We start from the raw sequence: 20,556 nt of genomic DNA, 5'->3' as shown, positions 1-20,556 counted from the left end.
GTCCGCAATCTTTACCTTATTTGTTCGTGTCTGCCATATGAGGCCATCCCCTCAGGTTTCAGTTTTGTTGCCTACGCTGGCGTTATTAAAATGCATCAGTGGCAGTAACCAATGGCGCGCCACCGTACAAATGTCCTGTATGTGGGTTTCATCCAGCGTACGAAATAGCCTTGCCAGATAGGGATCGTTCCCCTCTCCTTCAGACTGATAATCGCCAAGCCAAGCCTGTAATAATTTGGTTCGCGCTTTTGCTTGGGTAACCTCATCCAACAACAACTCTTCGCGTTTTTCATCATAACTGGTCTCAACCCAAGCCCCGCCGGTTTTCGCTAAAAGCAGCAATGGCACACTCAATCCCTGCTGATAGCCATCAATAAAACGATGAAGCCACGTTCGGGCTTCATCAGACGTGATGGCATCAAACCGCCACTGACTTTCTTTACGGCCAAACATACTGCTGCTGCCGGTTCCGCCCATGGCGCAATAAATCACATGCTCCAGCCAGAGTAGTAAGCCATCTGTAAAATTCAGCTTGCCTGGCCGCCAGCGTAACAGACCATCCTGTTGCACCTGTGATAGCCAACCAACCAGACGCACCGAACCTATCTGCAGATCAATTTCCCAACTTTCGCTCGGATTACGTCGATCGCGGATTTGTGCGGCCAGAGCATCCATCTCTTCTCGTTGCTGCTGCCAGAATAGTTCGCCAAAAGCACCATAAGGCAAATTACCGGCTGCACGATGCCGATCGTACAGCCGATCGGGGTCCTCACCTTCAATTAATGCATTCAGGAGCTGTGCATTTATGTGGTAACGATCAAGATTGTCCACCGTAAAAGGCTCGCTGTCCGGGAGTTCACTCTCTTCCAGACTGAAATTTACGCCAAGTCTCATGTTAAAAAACGCCCGCACCGGATGGCGCCAAAAACGTTGTAACTGCTCAACGCTCAGGATATCTGGTTCAACAGGTGGCAGTGGTTGTACAAAAGGAGGATGCGCTTCACCTGCTGCGTTAGCCGCAGGCAGCCATTCACGAGCAAAGCTACGAAACTCCGCCTGTTCCGAAAAATTTTCCGGTGCAAAAGGCATACGACTGTGTAGATGGTGCAAATGTGCCACGACCTTTTGGGCACTACCATCAACGTCCAGATGCTCATCCCCCGGAAGACAAAAGCTCTGCGCAATATAATCAACTAATTCACTGACCAGCACAGAGGGATAACGTTCCGTATTATCCTGAATAGAACGTCCGATATAGCTAACATAAAGCTGTTTTTGTGCAGAGAGTAACGCTTCAAGAAACAGATAGCGGTCATCGTCACGGCGACTGCGATCGCCTTTTTGCGGATTCTGACTCATTAAATCAAAACCCAGAGGCGGTAACGTTCTCGGATACACTCCGTCATTCATACCCAGCAGGCACACGACTTTGAACGGGATCGAACGCATCGGCATTAGCGTACAAAAATTTACCGGCCCGGCAAGAAAACGCTGGCTAATACGCTGCTGATCAAGTCGCGAAGTGAGTTCATCACGTAGTAAAGTAATGGGTACGTGCTGCTGATATTGTGCCTGAATCCCATAGTCGATGGTTTGTTGCCATTGTTCCTCAATTAACGCCAGTGCCGGTTCAGTTTCCGCATCCACGATGAAGAAATCATTAAGTAACTCGCGACAAAGCGGCAACCACTCGCTCAACGGCTGAGACTGTGACAATATTCGACGCCAGTGATTCATCCGCATCAACAGCTCGGCCAGGTTACCGGCTAGTTCAGCAATAAGCCCGCTCGACCCATCGTATGGAAGGATACCTTGCCAGTCGCCCATCCGGCTTTCCATTGCGTAGCCCAATAACATGCGCGTAATACCAAAACGCCAGGTATGCTGTCCTGTGGCCGGCAGCCCAAGTTCCCGCACACTCTCATCATCCAATCCCCAGCGAATGCCTGATTCTTCAACCCATTGTCGCAGACGGCGCAATCCTCCTTCATCGATATCAAAGCGAGATGCCAATGCCGGAACCTCCAACAGCGCCAATACTTCTTCGGAGGCAAAGCGGCTATCGGGTAAGCCAAGCAATGCGATAAATGCCTGTAATGCGGGATGTGCATGGCTGGCACGACGATCGGAAATAGCGAAAGGCAGATAACGATCAGAGGGCGCATTTCCGAATACTGCCTGAATGAATGGTGTATAGGCATCAATATCCGCCACCATCACGATAATATCTCTCGCCGTTAACTCGGGATCGTTCGCCATCATCGCTAACAACCGATCCTGTAATACTTCCACCTCACGTTGGGGACTGTGACAAACATGCAGAGTAATGGAGCGATCGTCAGGTTCTAATCGGCGCTTGGTCATACTGTCCTGTATTGTTTCGGCAGTAAGGCCAACAACGGCATGATCTTCCAGCACCAGCAAATCATGTTGCATAGCATGCAGCAGGTTATCCGGCTCAATATCGACAAAAGCGTCAATTTCACGCGGCTCCATCTGCGCCAACAAAAACAGGTTATCGCGTCCTAACTTACCCCATGAGGCCAGCAACGGATTACTCAGCTGCTGTATTCCTTCTCCATCAAATAACGAAGAGGCATTCTCAGGATCGCGAAAGAGTGCGTTTTCATGCTGCTGCTGAAAATGGCGTCGACGCCGACTTTGCAGTTTGGCCAGGAAAGCGTAATCCTGAATATCTCCCCAATAATCGCGGCAGGGATTGGTGAATAAAAGATGGATATCGATATGTTTGCCCAACGCCTGTAACGCCTGCAGATAAACCGGCGGCAAAGCCGATATACCGCAAATAAATACGCGATCGGGCAGCCCTGGGGGCCGAGTTTTTGCCCTCTCCAGCGTGGAGATAAAGCGTGAATACAGATTTGCACGGTGCCATTCCGGCTGCCCAATTTGGTGGGTAAACTCCACCAGGGCGGCCCAAAGCGGCGCCTGCCAACACTGCGCGTCACCGATCCCCTCAATCAGTTCTCCCTTTTCCCAACGGTTGAGCCAGTCAGAACGGTAAACAAGATACTGGTCAAACAGGTCAGCAACACGCGAAGCGAGCTGGAATAATTTGCGCCTGTCATCGTCGTCAATAAGATAGTGGTTCAATGTCATGAATTCAGGCCGATCTAACATCTGCGGCAGCAGTGTCATCAGCTTCCAGCTCATGCTGGCTTTATTAAAAGCACTCTCTTTGGGAATACCCGGCAACACGCTGACAAACATATCCCAGATAAAGCTGGCAGGTAGTGGAAAGGTGATATTTGCAGCAATGCCAAACTGCCCGGCAAGTGACATCTGTAGCCACTGCGCCATACCTGGGCTTTGCACCAGGACGACCTCAGGCTGAAAAGGATCGCGTAACGGTTGGTTTTCAATTTGATAAGCTGCCAGTGATTTTAATAAGTCCAACTGGTTTGAGTGATAAACCGTAAACATCGTTATCGTTGCTCCTGTTTCATCCTGCTGCTGCGCTATTGTCGCGCCGACACTGTAGCGTGTAAAAACCGCAATGCAAACGTGGAAAAGATGAATTGATCCGCAAAATTAATCTTGGTCACTTTCCACATTGAAGAGTCACTAAATGGGCCTTAAGGCCAAGCGGGCTGCTAACATCGGCAGTTAAAAGCTGGCATTCATCCAGTTGAAGTTGTCGTGTTAACTGTGTCCGCCATCCTGTGATCTCACGACCTTCAAACAATTGTGCAACGTTACGCCAGGCTTCACGCTGCTGCCACTGCATAACAAACCCATGTGCCAGTACGCGCTGGTACTGCAACAAAGCCGTTAAACTCAGAGCAAACAGTAACAACGCAAACAACGTTTCCGGCAGACTAAAGCCCTGCTGTTTATCCCATTTCGGGCACACATTTAGCCTCCTCGGTTAGAGGGCAGAAATCGATCCAACCGTGCGCTAAAGGTTGCAGAGTGTTCGTTGTACCCGGCATTACCCACTGCCAAAGAGCGAGTGACCGATCTGAGGCAGAGAAGCTATCGCCACGTAATAACCAGCGGTTCTTGTCGCTCCCTTGCAGACAGGCGCGCCACTTGTAGCGCTCGTCGCTTTTACATTGCCAGCCCTGACTATTTTTTTGCCAGTGTTGCTGCATTCCCCATGCTAACGCGGCCTGGGCCAGATAAAAACGGGTGATATACTCGCGTTCATCGGCAACTAATGAAAAAGAAGCGGCAAGTTGCTGACGCGTACTGTGCAACAAAGCACTTCCCAACAGTAATATCACCGCAACCATGACCAGAGCACTGCTTCCCTGCTGTTGTTTCATCGTAAATTTATCCCGCTAACCCAGTGCTCAATCGTAATGCGTTGTGAGGGAAAAGCCACTGCATAACCGGCCAGGCGTAGCTTAATAAGACGTTTCTCACGCCGAACGGTAAACTGAGTGATAACGACAAAACCGGGATCGGAAATTCGCTCCCATCCCGCGCCCTCACAGCGCGATACACCGCGCTGCATCTCCATGCTGGCATTACGTATCCGATAACCATAAAATTCACTTTCATAGTGGTCGATCCCCTCCCACTTTCCATTACTGTTTTCATCCCATTTGATCAACATGCAGCTGCCGGTGGCAGCATCAATATATAGCCCTTCTCCTCCACATTGTCCGTTACAGTAACCTGCACGCCGGACTGCCTTTTCCAGCGTTAACATGATTTGTTGCAGCTCTTCCCGTAGCTGAAATCCTGCCAATATCTGCAGGTTCTGTATCTGAAGCAGTGGCAGCAGTTTTGCCGCCCCCAGCATCAGCGTACCGCTAATTGCCATCGCAACCAGCAGCTCCACCAAACTAAATCCCTGTTCTTTCAAAACATGGCTCCCGTTCAGGCTTACAGAGCCGGATACGTCCGCGCGCTGAAACAATAATGCGCCAGCGCCCTGCTGCGTTAGCAAACTCAATGCTCCCCGGCTTAGCTACGTTTCGCTTTCCATAAAAACCCATATCACGTGTGACATGGGTTATCTTCACGTCGGGGTACAACGCTATCAGCTGTCTGCGCCTGCCCGCTTCACAACCCGTTGCAGGTTTATCACCACTTCCCAGGCACCAATACTCACCCGGCTGATGCCACAAAACCTGTTCGTTATTATGCCAGTTGGCCCAGGCACGTAATCGGTAAAGGAAACGTTGGATGTGCAGCGATGTTTCTGCCAACCGCCGCTGTTGTTGCCATTGATGCCAGCTGTAAAAAGCGCTTTGACTCAAGATCCCAACGATCGCCAGCGTTATCAGGATCTCTGGCAGAGTAAACCCTTGCGATGCTTTACATTTCATCAGCGCAGTGTTTCCCATAAAAGTCGCAGCTACCAGCAGAACTCTTCGGATTTTCGGGACGCTTTCCGCTCTTCCTGATACTTTTCAGTAACAGATGAAAAATTTGCGAGGGATGCCGATAAATTTTTACAGGAGGTTTTATCCTGACGCGGGTGATGTATTGTTGTGGGAAAACGCAACGTTGAATAACCGGAAGGCAAAAAGGATTTTATTTGTGAATGATGATGTCGAACTGATTGATATTGCCAGACTAATACCAGAAGTGGTGATTGACCTGAAATATGCCACTACCGACAACCTGACAGGAAAGGTTATTTATCGCGAGAACCGCTGTTTACTGCATCCTGATGCCGCAAAAGCGTTGTCCCGTAGCGTTGAGGTTGCGGCTCTGGCAGGATTTACCCTGCTAATTTACGATGCATGGCGGCCTCAAAAAGCGCAGGACTATCTTTGGTTAGCCTGCCCCGATCCACAATATGTCGTTGAAGCTTCACTCGGTTCGAACCACAGCCGCGGCACTGCGGTGGATGTGACATTAATCGATGAAAACGGTGACGTCCTGGATATGGGCGCAGCTTTTGATGAAATGCACGAACGCTCCCACCCTTTCCACCCCACCGTGCCCTTGTTCGCACAACGCAACCGGCTGTTGCTGAACGGTATTATGTTTGCGGGTGGATTTACTGGTATTAAAACTGAATGGTGGCACTTCGAGCTTCCCAACTCGGCGGATTATCCGCTGCTTAGCGATCGTTTCGGTTGCGTTGAACCTGCGGAGTCTCCGAGCGACTAAGGCGAGGTTGAGGTTCACCCACCTCGCCTTAAAGCACCGGAATTATATCGCTACCGGTGCTTTAATTGCAGGATGAGGATCGTAGCCCTCGATTTCAAAATCATCGAAGCGATAATCAAAAAGGGAGTCTGCCTTACGTTTGATCACCAGTTTTGGTAACGCACGTGGTTCGCGAGAGAGCTGTAAATGGGTCTGGTCCATATGATTGCTATACAAATGCGTATCGCCGCCGGTCCAGACAAAATCGCCCACCTCAAGATCGCACTGCTGCGCCATCATATGAACCAATAGCGCATAACTCGCGATGTTAAACGGCAGCCCGAGAAAAATATCGCAGGAGCGCTGATAGAGCTGGCAGGACAGCTTTCCGTCAGCAACGTAGAACTGAAAAAATGCGTGGCACGGCGCCAGCGCCATTTGGTCCAGCTCACCAACGTTCCAGGAAGAGACAATAATACGACGCGAATCGGGGTCCTGCTTCAGTTGCTTGAGCACATTCGCGATCTGATCGATTTGACGGCCATCCGCCGCTCCCCAGGTACGCCACTGTTTACCATACACCGGCCCGAGATCACCCTTTTCATCGGCCCACTCATCCCAGATAGAGACATTATTCTCTTTCAGATAGGCAATGTTAGTATCACCTTTCAGGAACCATAGCAGTTCATGAATAATAGAGCGGAGGTGGCAACGCTTAGTGGTAACCAACGGAAAACCGTCCTGCAGATTGAAACGCATCTGATGACCAAAAATCGACAGCGTGCCGGTTCCGGTACGATCGTTTTTCGGCGTGCCCTCATCAAGCACTTTCTGCATTAATTCCAGATACTGTTTCATTTTTCCTCACGAAAGTTGTTGCTGCGGGCGACGGCGGTACGCCCAGATCATCATAATAACACCGGCCAGAATCATTGGAATCGACAGAATCTGCCCCATACTGATGGCGTTGTCGAACAAACCGAGTTGAGCATCAGGCTGACGGAAAAACTCAACAATAATACGGAATGCGCCATAACCGATCAGGAATAAGCCAGAAACACTCCCCATTGGGCGCGGCTTTCGGATAAACAGATTGAGGATAATAAACAGCACAACGCCTTCCAGCAGCAATTCATAAACCTGCGAAGGGTGCCGAGGCAATACGCCATAAGTCGCCAGCAAAGATTGCCATTCTGGGTGCGTCGCCGCGAGTGCTACATCCTCACTGCGCGAACCGGGAAACAGCATCGCCCAGGATAGATCGGGTGCGACACGGCCCCAAAGTTCACCATTGATAAAGTTGCCAAGACGCCCCGCACCCAGACCAAACGGGATTAACGGAGCAATGAAATCGGAAACCTGGAAAAAGTTGCGCTTAGTGCGGCGCGCAAACCAAATCATGACACAAATCACACCAATCAGGCCGCCATGGAAAGACATACCGCCATCCCAGACTTTGAAAAGATAGAGCGGATTATCAAGGAATAATGGCATGTTATAGAACAGCACATAGCCAATACGCCCGCCCAGGAACACCCCGAGGAAACCCGCATAAAGTAAGTTTTCAACTTCCTCTTTCTTCCAGCCACTTCCGGGCCTGTTAGCACGACGTACCGCCAACCACATAGCAAACAGGAAGCCCACAAGATACATTAAACCGTACCAGTGAAGGGAGATCGGCCCAATAGAGAAGATTATCGGATCGAACTGAGGGAAAGCCAGGTAGCCGTTATTCATCTTTCACCATAAAATTTTTGCCCTGAATGGTGGGCGACTAAGCGAGTAAATTCTTGTGCCAGGCGGTGTCAGTGGGAATACTGGCGGTTTCCACAACCATTTCCTTGTCATCGACTTCCACCTATGCATCACGTCATTACACTAAAGACACATACCCTAAATAATTCGAGTTGCAGGGCGACAGCATTCCCGGGGGACCTGACATAGGTAGGTTACCGGAGTGGCTGAGCGCAACCAACAAATCTGCAGCTTGAAGTATGACGGGTACAGGGTTGCGCATCATAGCATAGCGTGAATTAAAGCGACCCGATGTAACTGTAAACTTTACTAAAGCGGGCTTAACGCCCGCCGCGAATTAAACCACCAAGGCCGCGACGCTCCATAAAAGCCGCAACCTGGTGTCGTACTTCAGCTGCGGTATGTGAACGTAGGCCGAGTTCGGCAAGCTGTTCAACTTCTGAAAGTTCAATATGACTCAACAGGTATTTGATGCGGGCGACATTGCGACCGTTCATACTGAGATGGTAATACCCCATTCCCACCAGCAAAGCTGCACACATCGGGTCGCCAGCCATTTCACCGCACAAACAAAGCTCAATACCAGCGCGTTGTGATTCAATGGCAATCCCTTTAAGCGCCTGCAACATCGCCGGATGCAGGCTATCGTAGAGGCTGGCTACGCGCGTATTGTTACGATCAACCGCCAGCAGATACTGTGTCAGGTCGTTGGTTCCCACTGAGACAAAATCAACGCGGGAGGCCAGATGAGGGATCATAAACAGCATTGATGGCACTTCAATCATGATACCGATACGCGGCTTCGGGGTTTCGTAACCCAGCATCTCTTCAACTTCACGCCCGGCCCTTTCTATCAACCGTTTCGCATCATCTATCTCATCAATACTGGTGATCATCGGCAACAAAATGCTCAAATTACCCGTTGCCACATTGGCTCGCAGCATGGCGCGCACCTGAACCAGAAAAATTTCGGGTTGGTCAAGCGTCAAACGAATACCGCGCCAGCCCAGACAAGGGTTCTCTTCGCTGATAGGCATATAGGGCAATTGCTTATCGGCCCCGATATCGAGAGTACGCAGCGTGACAGGCTTATCAAGGAACAGCTGCAGCATGCCCTGATATTGTGCCACTTGCTCTTCCTCTGAGGGAAAACCACTTTGTAGCATAAAAGGGATTTCCGTGCGGTAAAGACCAACGCCATCCACCCAACTGCCTAGCGCTTTTTCATGTTCCGCACTCAGACCAGCATTCAGCATCACCTGTACACGCTCTCCGCTCTTCAATGCGCCCGGTTGCTCTACAAGATCTTCCGCCAGCTTACTGAGTTCGTTCTCTTCAACGATCAACCGCTGATATTCTTGCACCAGTACCGGTTCAGGATCGATAAGCAACTCACCGCGATAGCCATCAACCACCAGCAACCGCTTGTTAAGTAACTCAGGCTGAATATCGGCCCCCATAACCGTGGGGATCCCCATCGCACGAACCAAAATGGCGGCGTGAGAATTGGAAGCTCCGTCGCGAACGACCACACCCGCAAGGCGATCCTGCGGCAGTTCAGCAAGGGTCGTCGCCGTCAGCTCATCAGCGACTAAGACGAAACGCTCAGGCCATGTATTGGGTCCCTGAAGACTATCGTCGAGATGGAACAGTAAGCGTTGTCCGAGTACGCGTAGATCGCCAGCCCGCTCACGCAGGTATGTGTCCTGTAGATTCGCAAACTGTGCGGCGAACTTCTCAATTATTTTTTTTACCGCCCACTCGGCAACGGAACCCGCGTCAATTTCGGCAAACAAATCTTTTTTAAGCCGGGCATCGCTAAGCAAGTGTGAATAGAGGTCAAAGATCGCCGCACTCTCTTTCTGGACGCTGGCAGTGAATCGTTTACTGAAGCGACGGAACTCATTGGCCGCTTCTCCCATCGCGAGTGTCAACCGCTCACGCTCGCGTTGGGTATTCAGCGTGGATGCAGCAAAAACATGATCAAGCGATGGTTGCGTGACATCAACCCAACCCGGCGCGACAGCAACACCCGGCGCTGCGGCTAAAGCACGAATACGCGTCTGACGGAACTGGCCAAAAAGCTGATGCAGTTGTGACTGAGAAAGAATGGTCGCCATCTGTGTCGCAAGGGTTACCAGGAAAGATTCTTCACTTTCATCGAATTGGCGATGCTCTCGCTGCTGAACGACCAGCACCCCCAGCAACTGACGCCGCGTAATAATGGGCACGCCGAGGAAAGAACGGAATCGCTCCTCTTTTACCGAAGGGATATATTTAAAGCTAGGGTGTTTTTGCGCATCGGCAAGGTTGATAGGCTCTGCCAGACGACCGACCAGCCCCACAATCCCTTCATCAAAAGCCAGCGCAACCGTGCGATCGCGCGGCTTTTTCAGCCCGCGCGTTGCCATCAGATAGTAGCAGCGGCGATCGTGATCAGCGAGATAGACCGAGCAAACTTCGGTATCCATTGCAAAACATATCTCGTTAACCAGAATCTCAAGCGCTTCGTTCAAGCGTGGCGCACCTGCCACTTTCTCTACAATTTCGCGCAACTGAGTGAGCATAATCTGCGTGGCTTAACCTCTTTTCCGTCGATAAGCAGGCGCATTGCGCTGCACAGAACTCTCCTGCAACGGCATTACCACGCCAGAAAACTCTTTCATCACGCGTCGATAAACATCGCGTTTAAAAGAGACAACCTGGCGTACCGGATACCAAAAACTCACCCATCGCCAGCCGTCAAATTCTGGCGTACTACTGGTTTGCATATTGATATCTGCGTCATTGCACATCAACTGCAGAAGAAACCACTTTTGTTTCTGGCCGATACAAACCGGCTTTGTGTCCCAACGCACCAAACGTTTTGGTAACTTATAGCGTAACCAGTTACGGGTAGAAGCAAGAATACGAACGTCTTTCCGGTGTAGTCCAACCTCTTCGAAAAGTTCGCGGTACATCGCCTGTTCCGCCGTTTCGCCGGGATTAATCCCTCCCTGCGGAAACTGCCAGGAGTGTTGTCCAAAACGCCGAGCCCACAACACTTGTCCCTGCCTGTTACAGATTACGATACCAACATTCGGGCGGTAGCCATCATCATCGATCACCGGACTACCTCAATATAAAATCTGGATGGCCTGATTGTTTCATACTCCTTACAGGCGGTAAACCACTGGTTACGGCTGTACCGCGCGAATAACAATGGGATAACTCACAGATATAAGCAAAGTTATAAACAGAAGGGGGCCTGAAAAGGCGATCTTATTCACGTTTTCTGTGGATAGGTTTGTGCAGAACTCGGTACATAGCAGGGTAAAACTTTCCATTCAGCTGATAACACGGTGAAAAGAAATATAAATTAAATATTTAAAATCATAATGTTAATATAGTTACCCACTAGAAATCGGCTCTTACTTTAGCCGATATATTTCCCACCTCGCGTCCACTGGCGAAAGATCGAGCGCCAGCATTTTTATCCACAACATATCCCAATAAGTTATGCAAAAAAACCGCTAATTACCGAAAAAAGCCGCCCGTCAAGGCTGTAAATGGAAACAGTATTGTTGTAAAAATTGAGTTATCCCATATTTCTGTGGATAACCGGGGGTAAGATCCTGTTCATTGTCGATGACAACATGGGAAAACTCTTTCCATTTTGCGCATATTACTCATGGGAAACGGTTAAAAAAGCATGATTTATCATGCTATTATTAATGTCTTACTCCCAGTACATTTCGTTTGCTTACCATTGATATAATGTTGTGCGTTTTTTAACCCTACGTCAGGAAATGTGATGTCGATTGATTTTCCCGCTATTCCCCCACCCAAAAATGAAAGCGAGCTGCTGGCGCGGGCCCAGAAATTAGCAGGCTTCACTCTCGGCGAGCTGGCGCTAAAAGCACAAATACGAATCCCTGCGGATTTAAAACGCGAAAAGGGATGGGTGGGAATGCTGCTGGAAATGCATCTGGGAGCCAGCGCTGGCAGCAAGCCAGAACAGGATTTCGCCCATATTGGCGTAGAACTTAAAACCATCCCTATTGATGCTCAAGGTCGGCCGTTAGAGACGACCTTCGTTTGCGTTGCCCCCCTGACGGGCAACAGCGGTGTAACCTGGCAAACCAGCCACGTACGTCACAAGCTGGCAAGAGTATTATGGATTCCGGTTGAGGGTGAACGTACTATCCCCCTTGCTGTGCGCCGGGTTGGCGCTCCGCTACTCTGGAGTCCCAATCAGCAAGAGGAAGCACAGCTTCAGCGCGACTGGGAAGAACTGATGGATCTGATCGTTTTGGGACAGGTAGAACGTATTACCGCGCGCCATGGTGAAGTTTTGCAGATCCGCCCCAAGGCCGCGAACAGTAAAGCGCTAACCGAGGCTATTGGCGAGAATGGGCAACCCATCATGACGCTGCCACGCGGCTTTTATCTCAAGAAGACTTTTACCGGTCCATTGCTGGCGCGCCACTTTTTACTATAAATGTCTCACATTGATAAATATGATGAGTATAATCATCGTTTACCTTTCGTTTAGGATGCGATGTTAGAATGTTTGATTGGATTGTAGATCCCAATGCCTGGCTAGCCCTCGGAACGCTTACCATTCTCGAAATTGTTCTGGGTATTGATAACATTATTTTCCTCTCTTTGGTGGTAGCAAAGCTTCCAAAGCACCAACAAAACCGGGCCCGTCGTCTTGGTCTGGCCGGCGCAATGCTAATGCGCTTAGGGTTACTTGCTTCTATTGCCTGGGTTATACGCCTGACGACCCCTCTGTTTTCCATCATGGAGCATGCTTTTTCCGCCCGCGACCTTATTCTCTTGTTTGGCGGTCTGTTCCTGCTGTGGAAATCCAGCATGGAGATCCATGAGACCATTGAAGGTGGCGAGGAGGAGCATAAAACTAACGTTCACTCTTTCTTCGGCGCTATTGTGCAGATCATGCTGCTGGATATTATTTTTAGCCTTGATTCCGTCATTACCGCAGTCGGTCTTTCCGATCATCTGTTTATTATGATGGCAGCCGTGGTTATCGCTGTCAGTGTCATGATGTTCGCCGCAAAAGCCGTCGGTGAGTTTGTTGAACGTCATCCATCTGTAAAAATGCTGGCGCTGGCGTTTCTGATTCTTGTTGGATTTACGCTGTTACTGGAAAGCTTCAATATCCACGTGCCAAAAGGTTATATCTATTTCGCGATGTTCTTTTCTATGGCGGTGGAGAGCCTAAACTTGATCCGTAACAAAAAAAACCCGCTTTAGACAAAGTCAATGGCGAGCGATGCTCGCCATCTTTTTTCAGAATGGTACGATTAACACGGCACGAGGAAATATTTATTACTACACTAGTAAGCCGAACGGGTTTTAAGGGAGAGAGTGAATGAAGTGGACGTTAAGTGCAGCCGCGATAGCAATGGTATTGATGCTCAGCGGATGTAGCAGCGATTATGTGATGGCAACTAAAAATGGCGAGATGATTATGACCGAAGGCAAGCCGGTTATCGATAAGGATACAGGTTTGGTAAAATATGTCGATCAATCCGGCCATGAGTTACAAATCAACGGTGATGAAATCTCTACCATTATTGAGCGATAGTGATTTGAGTCTTGCCTGCTGCGATGGTTAAAGGTGGTAGGCTGGCTCCGTAAACGCAAGTCCTGATAAATCCCCTCTTCCCCCTCTCTCCTTGCACGGTTATAGTCAAAAGAGATCCCATTAGCATTAATTTTCCATTCCATAATGAAAACAGGAAGCCGGCAAATGCGATATCACCGTATACCCCACAGCACTCTGGAAATCAGCACGCTGGGGTTAGGAACCATGACGTTTGGTGAGCAAAATAGCGAAGCCGACGCCCACGCTCAACTGGATTTGGCCATCAGCGCAGGTATCAATTTTATTGATACTGCCGAGATGTATCCGGTGCCCCCCGCCCGGAAACTCAAGGATTAACAGAAAGCTATATTGGCAGTTGGATTAAATCGCGTGGTAACCGCGATAAAATCATTCTGGCCTCGAAAGTTTCAGGGCCAGCACGCGCGAATGACTTCTCAATCCGTTCAAACCAGGCTCTCGATCGTAAAAATATTCGGGAAGCGCTGGATGCAAGCCTGAAGCGCCTTAATACCGATTATCTGGATTTGTATCAGCTACACTGGCCACAGCGGCAGACTAATTCTTTTGGTAAGCTGGGTTACCAGTATAACGACGCAAGCGTGCCGGTTACGCTGCTGGAAACGCTTGAAGCATTGACTGAACAGGTGCGAGCCGGCAAGATTCGCTATATTGGCGTCTCCAATGAAACCTCCTGGGGCGTAATGCGTTATCTGCAACTGGCAGAAAAACACGAGCTCCCGCGAATTGTCACCATTCAAAATCCTTACAGCCTGTTAAATCGCAGCTTTGAAGTCGGTTTAGCAGAAATCAGTAACCATGAAGGCGTTGAACTGCTGGCCTATTCAAGCCTCGCTTTCGGCACGTTAAGCGGCAAATACCTGAATGGCGCGAAACCCGCAGGTGCGCGCAATACGCTATTTACTCGCTTTACGCGTTACAGTGGCGAGCAGTCACAGTTAGCTATTGCGGAGTACGTTGCGCTGGCGAAACAGCATAATCTGGATCCAGCACAAATGGCATTAGCCTTTGTGCGTCAACAACCCTTTGTTGCCAGCACACTGTTGGGAGCAACGACGCTGGAACAGCTTCAGGCTAATATCGACAGCTTCAACCTGACGCTCAATGAAGATGTGTTACTGGGGCTGGAAGCAATTCATCGCCGTTATACCTACCCGGCACCATAATCGCCTGTCGCCGATGGTGATATAACGGGGCAAATCATCGCCCCGTTATATGTCCAGCAAGACTCCCAATGAGGAGTATGAATATTCTTTATACCTGGGCTTTACTGCGCTGTGCGCGTTGCCATAACCACAGGATGGTAATAGCCAACGCAAACAGCACGCCAAAACCGATTCCCGCGGCGACGGCTGGCGTTCCAAGCTTAATTGCCAGCGAGTATAGCCCCAGCATGATGAGCATCGCGCTATTTTCCCCAAGATTCTGTACGGCTATCGCATTTCCGGCACCGACGGTTTCCTTACCGCGTGCCTGCAGCAGCGCATTCAGCGGCACCACAAAAAATCCACCCAAAACACCGATAATGACCAGTAATATATAGGCATTGATCAAGCTGTGCTGTAAGGCAAAAACGACTACCGCTACACCGATTAATATCCCTGCGGGCATACAGCGCCCAACGGTTTTTAATGTGACCAGCCGCGCAGCCGCCGCGGCACCAATGACAATACCAATCGCGACCATTGCATTAAGCAACGTCGGCGTTTTATTGTCGTCAATACCCAGAGCAACGGGTACCCACAGCACCAAAAGGAAGCGCAATGTGACACCAGCTCCCCAGAATAAGCTGGTTCCAACCAGCGAAAAACGCGTTTCGCCACTGCGCCATAATATGGCGCAGGCATGGAAGAAACTGCGTGACATACGGCTCGGATGCCAGCTCTGGCCTGGTCGCGCCGCGCTCAATTTGGGGATTAGCGTGTTCGCCAGCACCGCCAGGGCATAAGCCAGCACGCAGGCGGCCAGTGCCGCTAACAAATTCCAGTCTGCCAGTACGCCACCTACCACCGATCCCAACAGGATGGCCGCAATGGTAGAAGCCTCCATCACACCATTGGCTTTGACTAATTGCTCACCGGTAGTGAGCTCGCCGAGAATGCCATATTTTGCTGGAGAGTAAGCCGCAGCCCCCACACCAACAAGGCCGTACCCCAAAAATGGGTTTAGACCGAAGCAAATTACCAGTGCGCCCAGCAACTTTAGCGCATTCGAAAACATCATGACCCGCCCTTTGGCGAAGCTGTCGGCAACCTGACCCACAAACGGAGCAAGAATGATGTAAGTCGTCACAAATACCATCTGTAGAACAGGCTGACTCCAATCGGGATAAAGCTGATTTTTCAGTACTGCCAGGGTGGCAAATAATAGAGCATTATCCCCGAAAGCCGAGAGAAACTGGGCGGCGATCACCGCCATCATATTGCGGGACAATAAAGACTGCTCGGTTACTATTGACGTGCTCATTCGTGCTCGATCTCTTCTTCTGCCATTTTGCGCAATGCGACAAAATCTGGTTTACCGCTACCCAGCAGTGGTAATTGCTTCAGGTAACGAATATCGCGTGGTACTGCCAGCTCAGGACTGCCCAGTTCACGCGCGGCGTGCTGTAGCGAATCACGTTTCAGATCGCTATCAGTAGTAAATAGCACTAACATTTCTCCCCGATTACCATCAGGTTTTATCGAAGCGGCATGTTGTTTTTCAGTTGATGCTTTCAACGCAATCTGCTCGACAATCTCCAGCGAAACCATCTCTCCAGCGATTTTTGCAAAGCGTTTTACCCGCCCCTGAATCTGACAGAAACCATGTTCATCAAAACTAACGATATCACCAGTATCGTACCATCCGGCCTCGCGCTGTCCCTCACCGTTGTCAGCCTCGGGGGTCTCAAGGTAGCCAGGGCGTTCAACGCGCAGATAGCCTTTCATAATATTAGGCCCGCGCAACTGTAGCTGACCACCTTCCTCAATACCCGGTACAGAGATAAGACGTGAATCCATACCTGGCAGAATACGTCCCACGCTATGGAATTTCGCTGCCATTGGCACATTTATCGCAACCACTGGCGCGCATTCAGTGACGCCATAACCTTCAAGGATGCGGATACCAAAGCGCTCTTGCCATATCTGCCGCGTGCTTTCCTGCAATTTTTCAGCGCCGGCCACCACATAGCGCAAACGAGCAAAATCATAAGGATTAGCAAAACGAGCATAGTTTCCCAGGAAGGTCGACGTACCAAACAGAACGGTACAATTGCGGTCATAGACCAGCTCAGGAACAATACGATAATGTAGCGGACTGGGATAGAGAAAAACCTCTGCGCCGGTCATTAACGGCGTAAACAGACCAACCGTCAGGCCGAAAGCGTGGAACAACGGTAATGCTGACATGAATCGATCGCGGGGCGTAAAATCAGCAACGGTGCGGATCTGTTCAACGTTTGCCAACAGGCTTTTATGTGAATGAACCACCCCTTTTGGATTACCTTCAGAACCAGAGGTAAAAAGCACCATCGCGGCATCTTCAGGACGCTGCGGGGTTGCTGCCATACTCGGCATCAGCAAGCGGCTCAGGATCCACATTTTATCCTTCGCGGTAACGGTATCTTTGAGATCCTCAAGAAAGATCCACTTCACCTGTGTGATCTCTTCCGGTAAATGCAGCAATCGCCCTTTCTCCAGGAACTGACGGGAGGTGAATACCGTTTTCACTTGTGCCGCCGTCAGCGCGCTGGTTATTCCTTTCACACCTGCCGTATAGTTGAGCATTGCCGGTACGCGACCGCGCATTGAGGCACCTAAAATCGCTGCAGCGGTCACGGTCGTGTTTGGCAATAGTAGACCAATATATTCTCCGACCTGGGTGTAGCGCTCCAGAATCCTCCCCACACCAAGTGATTTTTTTAGCAGGCCAGTATAGCTATCCGTTTTAAAATTGACGTCTTCAATACAGGGTTTGAAATAACCGTAGCGGGTACGGGCACTGAGAAAAGCCTCATACAATGTTTCGCGTGGACGAACCACCATTCGCGCTTCCATCATAATATGATGCAGGTGCTCCCCGGCCAGCAGACGACGTTCGCGCGCGCGCGGTGCCTCTGGCATCGGAATAAAAGTCGCGGGTAACACGGTTAACGTAATGCGAGGGAAGAAGCGACGTTTAAAAACGCCACCAAGCCGTCCAAACGGAGTGTATTCAGCACCTTCAATACGCACCGGCACTACCGTCGCCTGCGATTTGGCCGCCACGAAACCTGCACCGCTGTAGATTTTCATCAGAGAACCGGTGATCGTGATTCGTCCTTCAGGAAAGATCACGACAGGGCGCCCCTGCCCAATCATGCGAACCAGATGTTTGACCGACATGGGTTTAGTTGGATCGAGTGGGACGAAATCGATGATCGATTTCAGCCAGCGCATAAACCACTTTTCGCTGATGGAAGAATAAACGGCAAAAACCGGTTTCACTGGCAGGAATACCGCCAGCAATACGCCATCCAGAAAGGACATATGATTCGGGGTGATCAACACTTTATCTTTTGACAAGGCGCTGAGATCGCCACGCAACTGCACGCGATAAACCAGGCGAAGAATAAAACGTAAAAAAGCGAACAACATGCCAACTCCTTAGCACATATAAATTTTACCCGTAACGATGCAGGATATGGTGAATTTACACAACGTGCGATAGGGCATAATGGATAAATTTATCACGGGGCGAAAGTATAGCCGCCGGGTGCTTCATTTTTCATTGTAGGTTCACACGCTCCTGCTCAGCACGCCCTCTCGCTACGTCTATGTGACTCGACAAGGAAACGCTCGGCGATACGGACAATACCTTTCATACCTCATCATTACAGAATTTTGTTTATTTGGCGTTTGGGTTTTGACATTGCTCTTTCGGAGAGTGCCGAAACACTGAGGAACGCCAGGTTTTCAGCACGGCAACCCGAATGACTGTGAGCGCGCGCGTTAACCCAGAAATGGCGTTTCGTTTGTGCAGGACAGCACTGTTTCTGGGGTACGCGTGCAGCGAACAAGAGGTTTATTGAAAATAGTGCAGTTGCAGGGCCGGCGCTAACCGGCTCTGCCTGATCATCCGAAGGAAAAGCGGAACGGTTTTGTGCCGGATTCGTCAGCCCAGGAGGCCGGATTACTGCACCTGATTGATCGCATCAGGCGCAACATTCATATGCTTCAGCACCGGTCCGATGATATTGCCGAACACTGGTGCCGCAACGGAGCCACCAAAGTGATCATCACCTGTTGGATGGTTGATCATAATTACCAGCGCCACCTGAGGATTACTGGCTGGCGCAACCCCCGCCGTATAGTTAATATATCCTCCATCATACTTGCCGCTGGCACCCATTTTTTCCGCCGTACCGGTTTTAATAGCCAGTCGATACCCCGGCACCGCGGCTCGCACGCCGCTTCCTCCCGGCAGGGCATCGCTCTCCATCATATGCACAACGGCCTTCACCGTATCAGCATTCGCTACGCGCGTCCCCATCACTGGCGGCGTGACTTTAGTGATCGAAAGCGGTCGATAAATACCATAAGAGCCAAGCGTGGCATATTCCCGAGCAATCTGCAGCGGTGTGACACGTAAACCATAACCGAAGGAGAAAGTCGCACGCTCAATATCGGCCCATCGCTGACGATGCAGCGGAAAATAACCCACGCTCTCCCCTGTCAGTCCCAAACCGGTTGGTTTACCAAGACCAAAATTATGGAACGTATTAACCAGCACTTCAGCGGGCATCGCCAGCGCAATGTGTGAAACGCCGATGTCACTCGATTTCTGCAAAATACCAGTCATGGTCAGGCGCGGCCAATGCCCCACATCGCGAATTAAATGCCCGTTAACCCGGTAAGGCGTCGTATCAAGCACCGAGTCTGGACGTACCAACTTACGCTCCAGTCCCTCCATTACGACCAGCGGCTTCACCGTCGAACCGGGCTCATAACTGTCATTGATCGCAGCATTACGCATTTGACTCGGTGACACATCGGCAAAATTGTTAGGATTAAACGACGGGTATGAAGCCATTCCAAGTACTTCGCCCGTATCAATTTTAATCAATACGGCTGCACCTGAATCCGCCTTATTGCGTAATACGCCATTGCGAAGTTGCGTATAGAGCGTGTATTGATCAAATTTATCGATACTGAGTTGCACCGTTGGTGGTTGCTGAGGCGGCTTATAGCTGAGCATAGCAATAATATTCCCGTCGCCATCCTGCCGATATTGCTCTTGCCCTGGTTCGCCCTGCAGCCATTTATCGTAGCCATGTTCTAACCCATTGAGCCCCTTGTTATCCGCCCCAACGATGCCTAAAAGCGGCGCGGTAGCCTCACTCATCGGATAAAAACGACTATCGTTATAGACCGTGCTAATACCGGAAAGGTGCAATTTGCTGATATCGTTGGCAATCCCCATTTCGACTTTATGATCCAGATAAAGAAAGCGGCGACGGGGGTTAGCGGTAATCTGTTTGGCAATATCATCCGGGCGCTGATTCAGTGCATTGGCGAGATACTGCCATTTCGCACTGGTAAAATCCGGGTTTGATTCCATCACCCGCAGCGGATCGGCAATGATATCGCGCGAGGGAACGCTAAGTGCCAGCGCCTCACCATTACGATCCAGCAACGTCCCTCGATTAGTAGGCAACGTAACGGTACGTAACGAACGTTGGTCCGCTTCCTTTTCCAGCATCGGATGATTAATTAATTGCAGGTCAGCAACACGTATCAGCAATACCGCCAGGCAGCCCAGCACACCCAAGCAGATCAGGCGGAAACGAAAAGGATTAAACGGGGCTTTAATTTGATCTTTACCCAATAATTTTTTCATTCGGGGCATATTCAATCCTTCTTTTTTTGAAGGCAAAAAAAACCTGCGCATCTGCGCAGGTCGGTGTAATCAAGTAAAAGAAAACTTTTGATGTTCACCCATCAATACCTCTGGGACTTAAAATCTAGCAAGTCTCAGCGATGGGCCGCTATCATTGATTCGCAACAGTTGCCCGCAAAGTGTAACCAGCTATGTGATCTTTAGGCAGTTTTGCAACGAATACCTCTTCACTATAC

General features: G+C 50.1%; 16 protein-coding genes and 1 pseudogene. 5 read left to right on the top strand and 12 right to left on the bottom strand.

Features of this window, described 5'->3' with window-relative positions; genetic code table 11:
* Positions 1-51: 51 nt before the first annotated feature.
* From recC to J1C60_RS03920, 5 genes are all read right to left on the bottom strand, one after another.
* The gene (gene recC, locus J1C60_RS03940; protein WP_128178243.1) at positions 52-3,444 is read right to left on the bottom strand and encodes an exodeoxyribonuclease V subunit gamma; all 3,393 of its coding nucleotides are present in this window, start codon (positions 3,442-3,444) and stop codon (positions 52-54) included.
* Positions 3,445-3,562: 118 nt separating this feature from the next.
* The gene (locus J1C60_RS03935; RefSeq protein WP_128178241.1) at positions 3,563-3,874 is read right to left on the bottom strand and encodes a prepilin-type N-terminal cleavage/methylation domain-containing protein; all 312 of its coding nucleotides are present in this window, start codon (positions 3,872-3,874) and stop codon (positions 3,563-3,565) included.
* Entirely contained in the window at positions 3,855-4,289 is a 435-nt protein-coding gene (locus J1C60_RS03930; RefSeq protein WP_128178239.1) for a DUF2509 family protein, read from the bottom strand. Before J1C60_RS03930 ends, J1C60_RS03935 begins: the two co-directional genes overlap by 20 nt.
* Entirely contained in the window at positions 4,286-4,834 is a 549-nt protein-coding gene (locus J1C60_RS03925; protein ID WP_128178238.1) for a prepilin peptidase-dependent protein, read from the bottom strand. The genes J1C60_RS03930 and J1C60_RS03925 overlap by 4 nt, the downstream gene beginning before the upstream one ends.
* Positions 4,815-5,300, bottom strand: a complete 486-nt coding sequence (locus J1C60_RS03920; protein ID WP_128178236.1) for a prepilin peptidase-dependent protein — start codon at positions 5,298-5,300, stop codon at positions 4,815-4,817. The genes J1C60_RS03925 and J1C60_RS03920 overlap by 20 nt, the downstream gene beginning before the upstream one ends.
* 214 nt (positions 5,301-5,514) lie before the next feature.
* On the opposite strand from J1C60_RS03920, the gene ddpX reads away from it, so the two are divergent.
* On the top strand, positions 5,515-6,093 hold the full coding sequence (gene ddpX, locus J1C60_RS03915) for a D-alanyl-D-alanine dipeptidase (RefSeq protein WP_182611421.1): 579 nt from the start codon (positions 5,515-5,517) through the stop codon (positions 6,091-6,093).
* A gap of 42 nt (positions 6,094-6,135) precedes the next feature.
* Here the strand turns inward: ddpX and thyA are convergent, their stop codons facing one another.
* From thyA to rppH, 4 genes are all read right to left on the bottom strand, one after another.
* Complete coding sequence (gene thyA / locus J1C60_RS03910) at positions 6,136-6,930, bottom strand: thymidylate synthase (RefSeq protein WP_128178232.1); 795 nt, start codon at positions 6,928-6,930, stop codon at positions 6,136-6,138.
* 6 nt (positions 6,931-6,936) lie between these two features.
* Positions 6,937-7,809 carry a prolipoprotein diacylglyceryl transferase gene (gene lgt, locus J1C60_RS03905; RefSeq protein WP_128178230.1) on the bottom strand — a complete coding sequence of 291 codons (873 nt, stop codon included), beginning with the start codon at positions 7,807-7,809 and terminating at the stop codon, positions 6,937-6,939.
* 338 nt (positions 7,810-8,147) lie between these two features.
* Complete coding sequence (ptsP, locus tag J1C60_RS03900) at positions 8,148-10,394, bottom strand: phosphoenolpyruvate--protein phosphotransferase (RefSeq protein WP_128178228.1); 2,247 nt, start codon at positions 10,392-10,394, stop codon at positions 8,148-8,150.
* Between the two features lie 12 nt (positions 10,395-10,406).
* Positions 10,407-10,934 (bottom strand): RNA pyrophosphohydrolase, encoded by a 528-nt coding sequence (rppH, locus tag J1C60_RS03895; protein WP_128178226.1) that lies wholly within the window; start codon positions 10,932-10,934, stop codon positions 10,407-10,409.
* Between the two features lie 686 nt (positions 10,935-11,620).
* Here rppH and mutH point away from each other — a divergent pair.
* The 4 genes and pseudogenes from mutH to J1C60_RS03875 all read left to right on the top strand — a co-directional run bounded on the left by mutH (position 11,621) and on the right by J1C60_RS03875 (position 14,625).
* Entirely contained in the window at positions 11,621-12,307 is a 687-nt protein-coding gene (gene mutH, locus J1C60_RS03890; protein ID WP_128178224.1) for a DNA mismatch repair endonuclease MutH, read from the top strand.
* Positions 12,308-12,375: 68 nt separating this feature from the next.
* Positions 12,376-13,086 (top strand): TerC family protein, encoded by a 711-nt coding sequence (locus tag J1C60_RS03885; protein ID WP_128178222.1) that lies wholly within the window; start codon positions 12,376-12,378, stop codon positions 13,084-13,086.
* Positions 13,087-13,204: 118 nt separating this feature from the next.
* A complete protein-coding gene (locus J1C60_RS03880) occupies positions 13,205-13,420 on the top strand; it encodes a YgdI/YgdR family lipoprotein (protein WP_128178220.1) in 216 nt (71 codons plus the stop codon).
* A gap of 165 nt (positions 13,421-13,585) precedes the next feature.
* A pseudogene (locus J1C60_RS03875) lies at positions 13,586-14,625 on the top strand (NADP(H)-dependent aldo-keto reductase).
* A gap of 88 nt (positions 14,626-14,713) precedes the next feature.
* Here the strand turns inward: J1C60_RS03875 and lplT are convergent.
* The 3 genes from lplT to J1C60_RS03860 all read right to left on the bottom strand — a co-directional run bounded on the left by lplT (position 14,714) and on the right by J1C60_RS03860 (position 20,329).
* Positions 14,714-15,925 carry a lysophospholipid transporter LplT gene (gene lplT, locus J1C60_RS03870; protein WP_128178218.1) on the bottom strand — a complete coding sequence of 404 codons (1,212 nt, stop codon included), beginning with the start codon at positions 15,923-15,925 and terminating at the stop codon, positions 14,714-14,716.
* A complete protein-coding gene (gene aas / locus J1C60_RS03865) occupies positions 15,922-18,078 on the bottom strand; it encodes a bifunctional acyl-ACP--phospholipid O-acyltransferase/long-chain-fatty-acid--ACP ligase (protein ID WP_128178216.1) in 2,157 nt (718 codons plus the stop codon). Before aas ends, lplT begins: the two co-directional genes overlap by 4 nt.
* A 535-nt stretch (positions 18,079-18,613) precedes the next feature.
* Positions 18,614-20,329: a penicillin-binding transpeptidase domain-containing protein gene (locus J1C60_RS03860; protein WP_128178214.1), complete on the bottom strand. Its 1,716-nt coding sequence runs from the start codon at positions 20,327-20,329 to the stop codon at positions 18,614-18,616.
* Positions 20,330-20,556 lie beyond the last annotated feature (227 nt).

It is taken from the genome of [Pantoea] beijingensis (genome assembly GCF_022647505.1).
Taxonomy (GTDB): Bacteria; Pseudomonadota; Gammaproteobacteria; order Enterobacterales; family Enterobacteriaceae; genus Erwinia; species Erwinia beijingensis.
This window is presented reverse-complemented; position numbering and strand designations above follow the sequence as displayed.

What these genes read in the sequence shown, in the direction of transcription:
- lgt (WP_128178230.1), bottom strand. Translation starts at nt 7,809, where the DNA reads ATGAATAACGGCTACCTGGCTTTCCCTCAGTTCGATCCGATAATCTTC.
- J1C60_RS03920 (WP_128178236.1), bottom strand. Translation starts at nt 5,300, where the DNA reads ATGAAATGTAAAGCATCGCAAGGGTTTACTCTGCCAGAGATCCTGATA.
- J1C60_RS03930 (WP_128178239.1), bottom strand. Translation starts at nt 4,289, where the DNA reads ATGAAACAACAGCAGGGAAGCAGTGCTCTGGTCATGGTTGCGGTGATA.
- J1C60_RS03880 (WP_128178220.1), top strand. Translation starts at nt 13,205, where the DNA reads ATGAAGTGGACGTTAAGTGCAGCCGCGATAGCAATGGTATTGATGCTC.
- J1C60_RS03860 (WP_128178214.1), bottom strand. Translation starts at nt 20,329, where the DNA reads ATGCCCCGAATGAAAAAATTATTGGGTAAAGATCAAATTAAAGCCCCG.
- ptsP (WP_128178228.1), bottom strand. Translation starts at nt 10,394, where the DNA reads ATGCTCACTCAGTTGCGCGAAATTGTAGAGAAAGTGGCAGGTGCGCCA.
- lplT (WP_128178218.1), bottom strand. Translation starts at nt 15,925, where the DNA reads ATGAGCACGTCAATAGTAACCGAGCAGTCTTTATTGTCCCGCAATATG.
- thyA (WP_128178232.1), bottom strand. Translation starts at nt 6,930, where the DNA reads ATGAAACAGTATCTGGAATTAATGCAGAAAGTGCTTGATGAGGGCACG.
- J1C60_RS03885 (WP_128178222.1), top strand. Translation starts at nt 12,376, where the DNA reads ATGTTTGATTGGATTGTAGATCCCAATGCCTGGCTAGCCCTCGGAACG.
- recC (WP_128178243.1), bottom strand. Translation starts at nt 3,444, where the DNA reads ATGTTTACGGTTTATCACTCAAACCAGTTGGACTTATTAAAATCACTG.
- mutH (WP_128178224.1), top strand. Translation starts at nt 11,621, where the DNA reads ATGTCGATTGATTTTCCCGCTATTCCCCCACCCAAAAATGAAAGCGAG.
- aas (WP_128178216.1), bottom strand. Translation starts at nt 18,078, where the DNA reads ATGTTGTTCGCTTTTTTACGTTTTATTCTTCGCCTGGTTTATCGCGTG.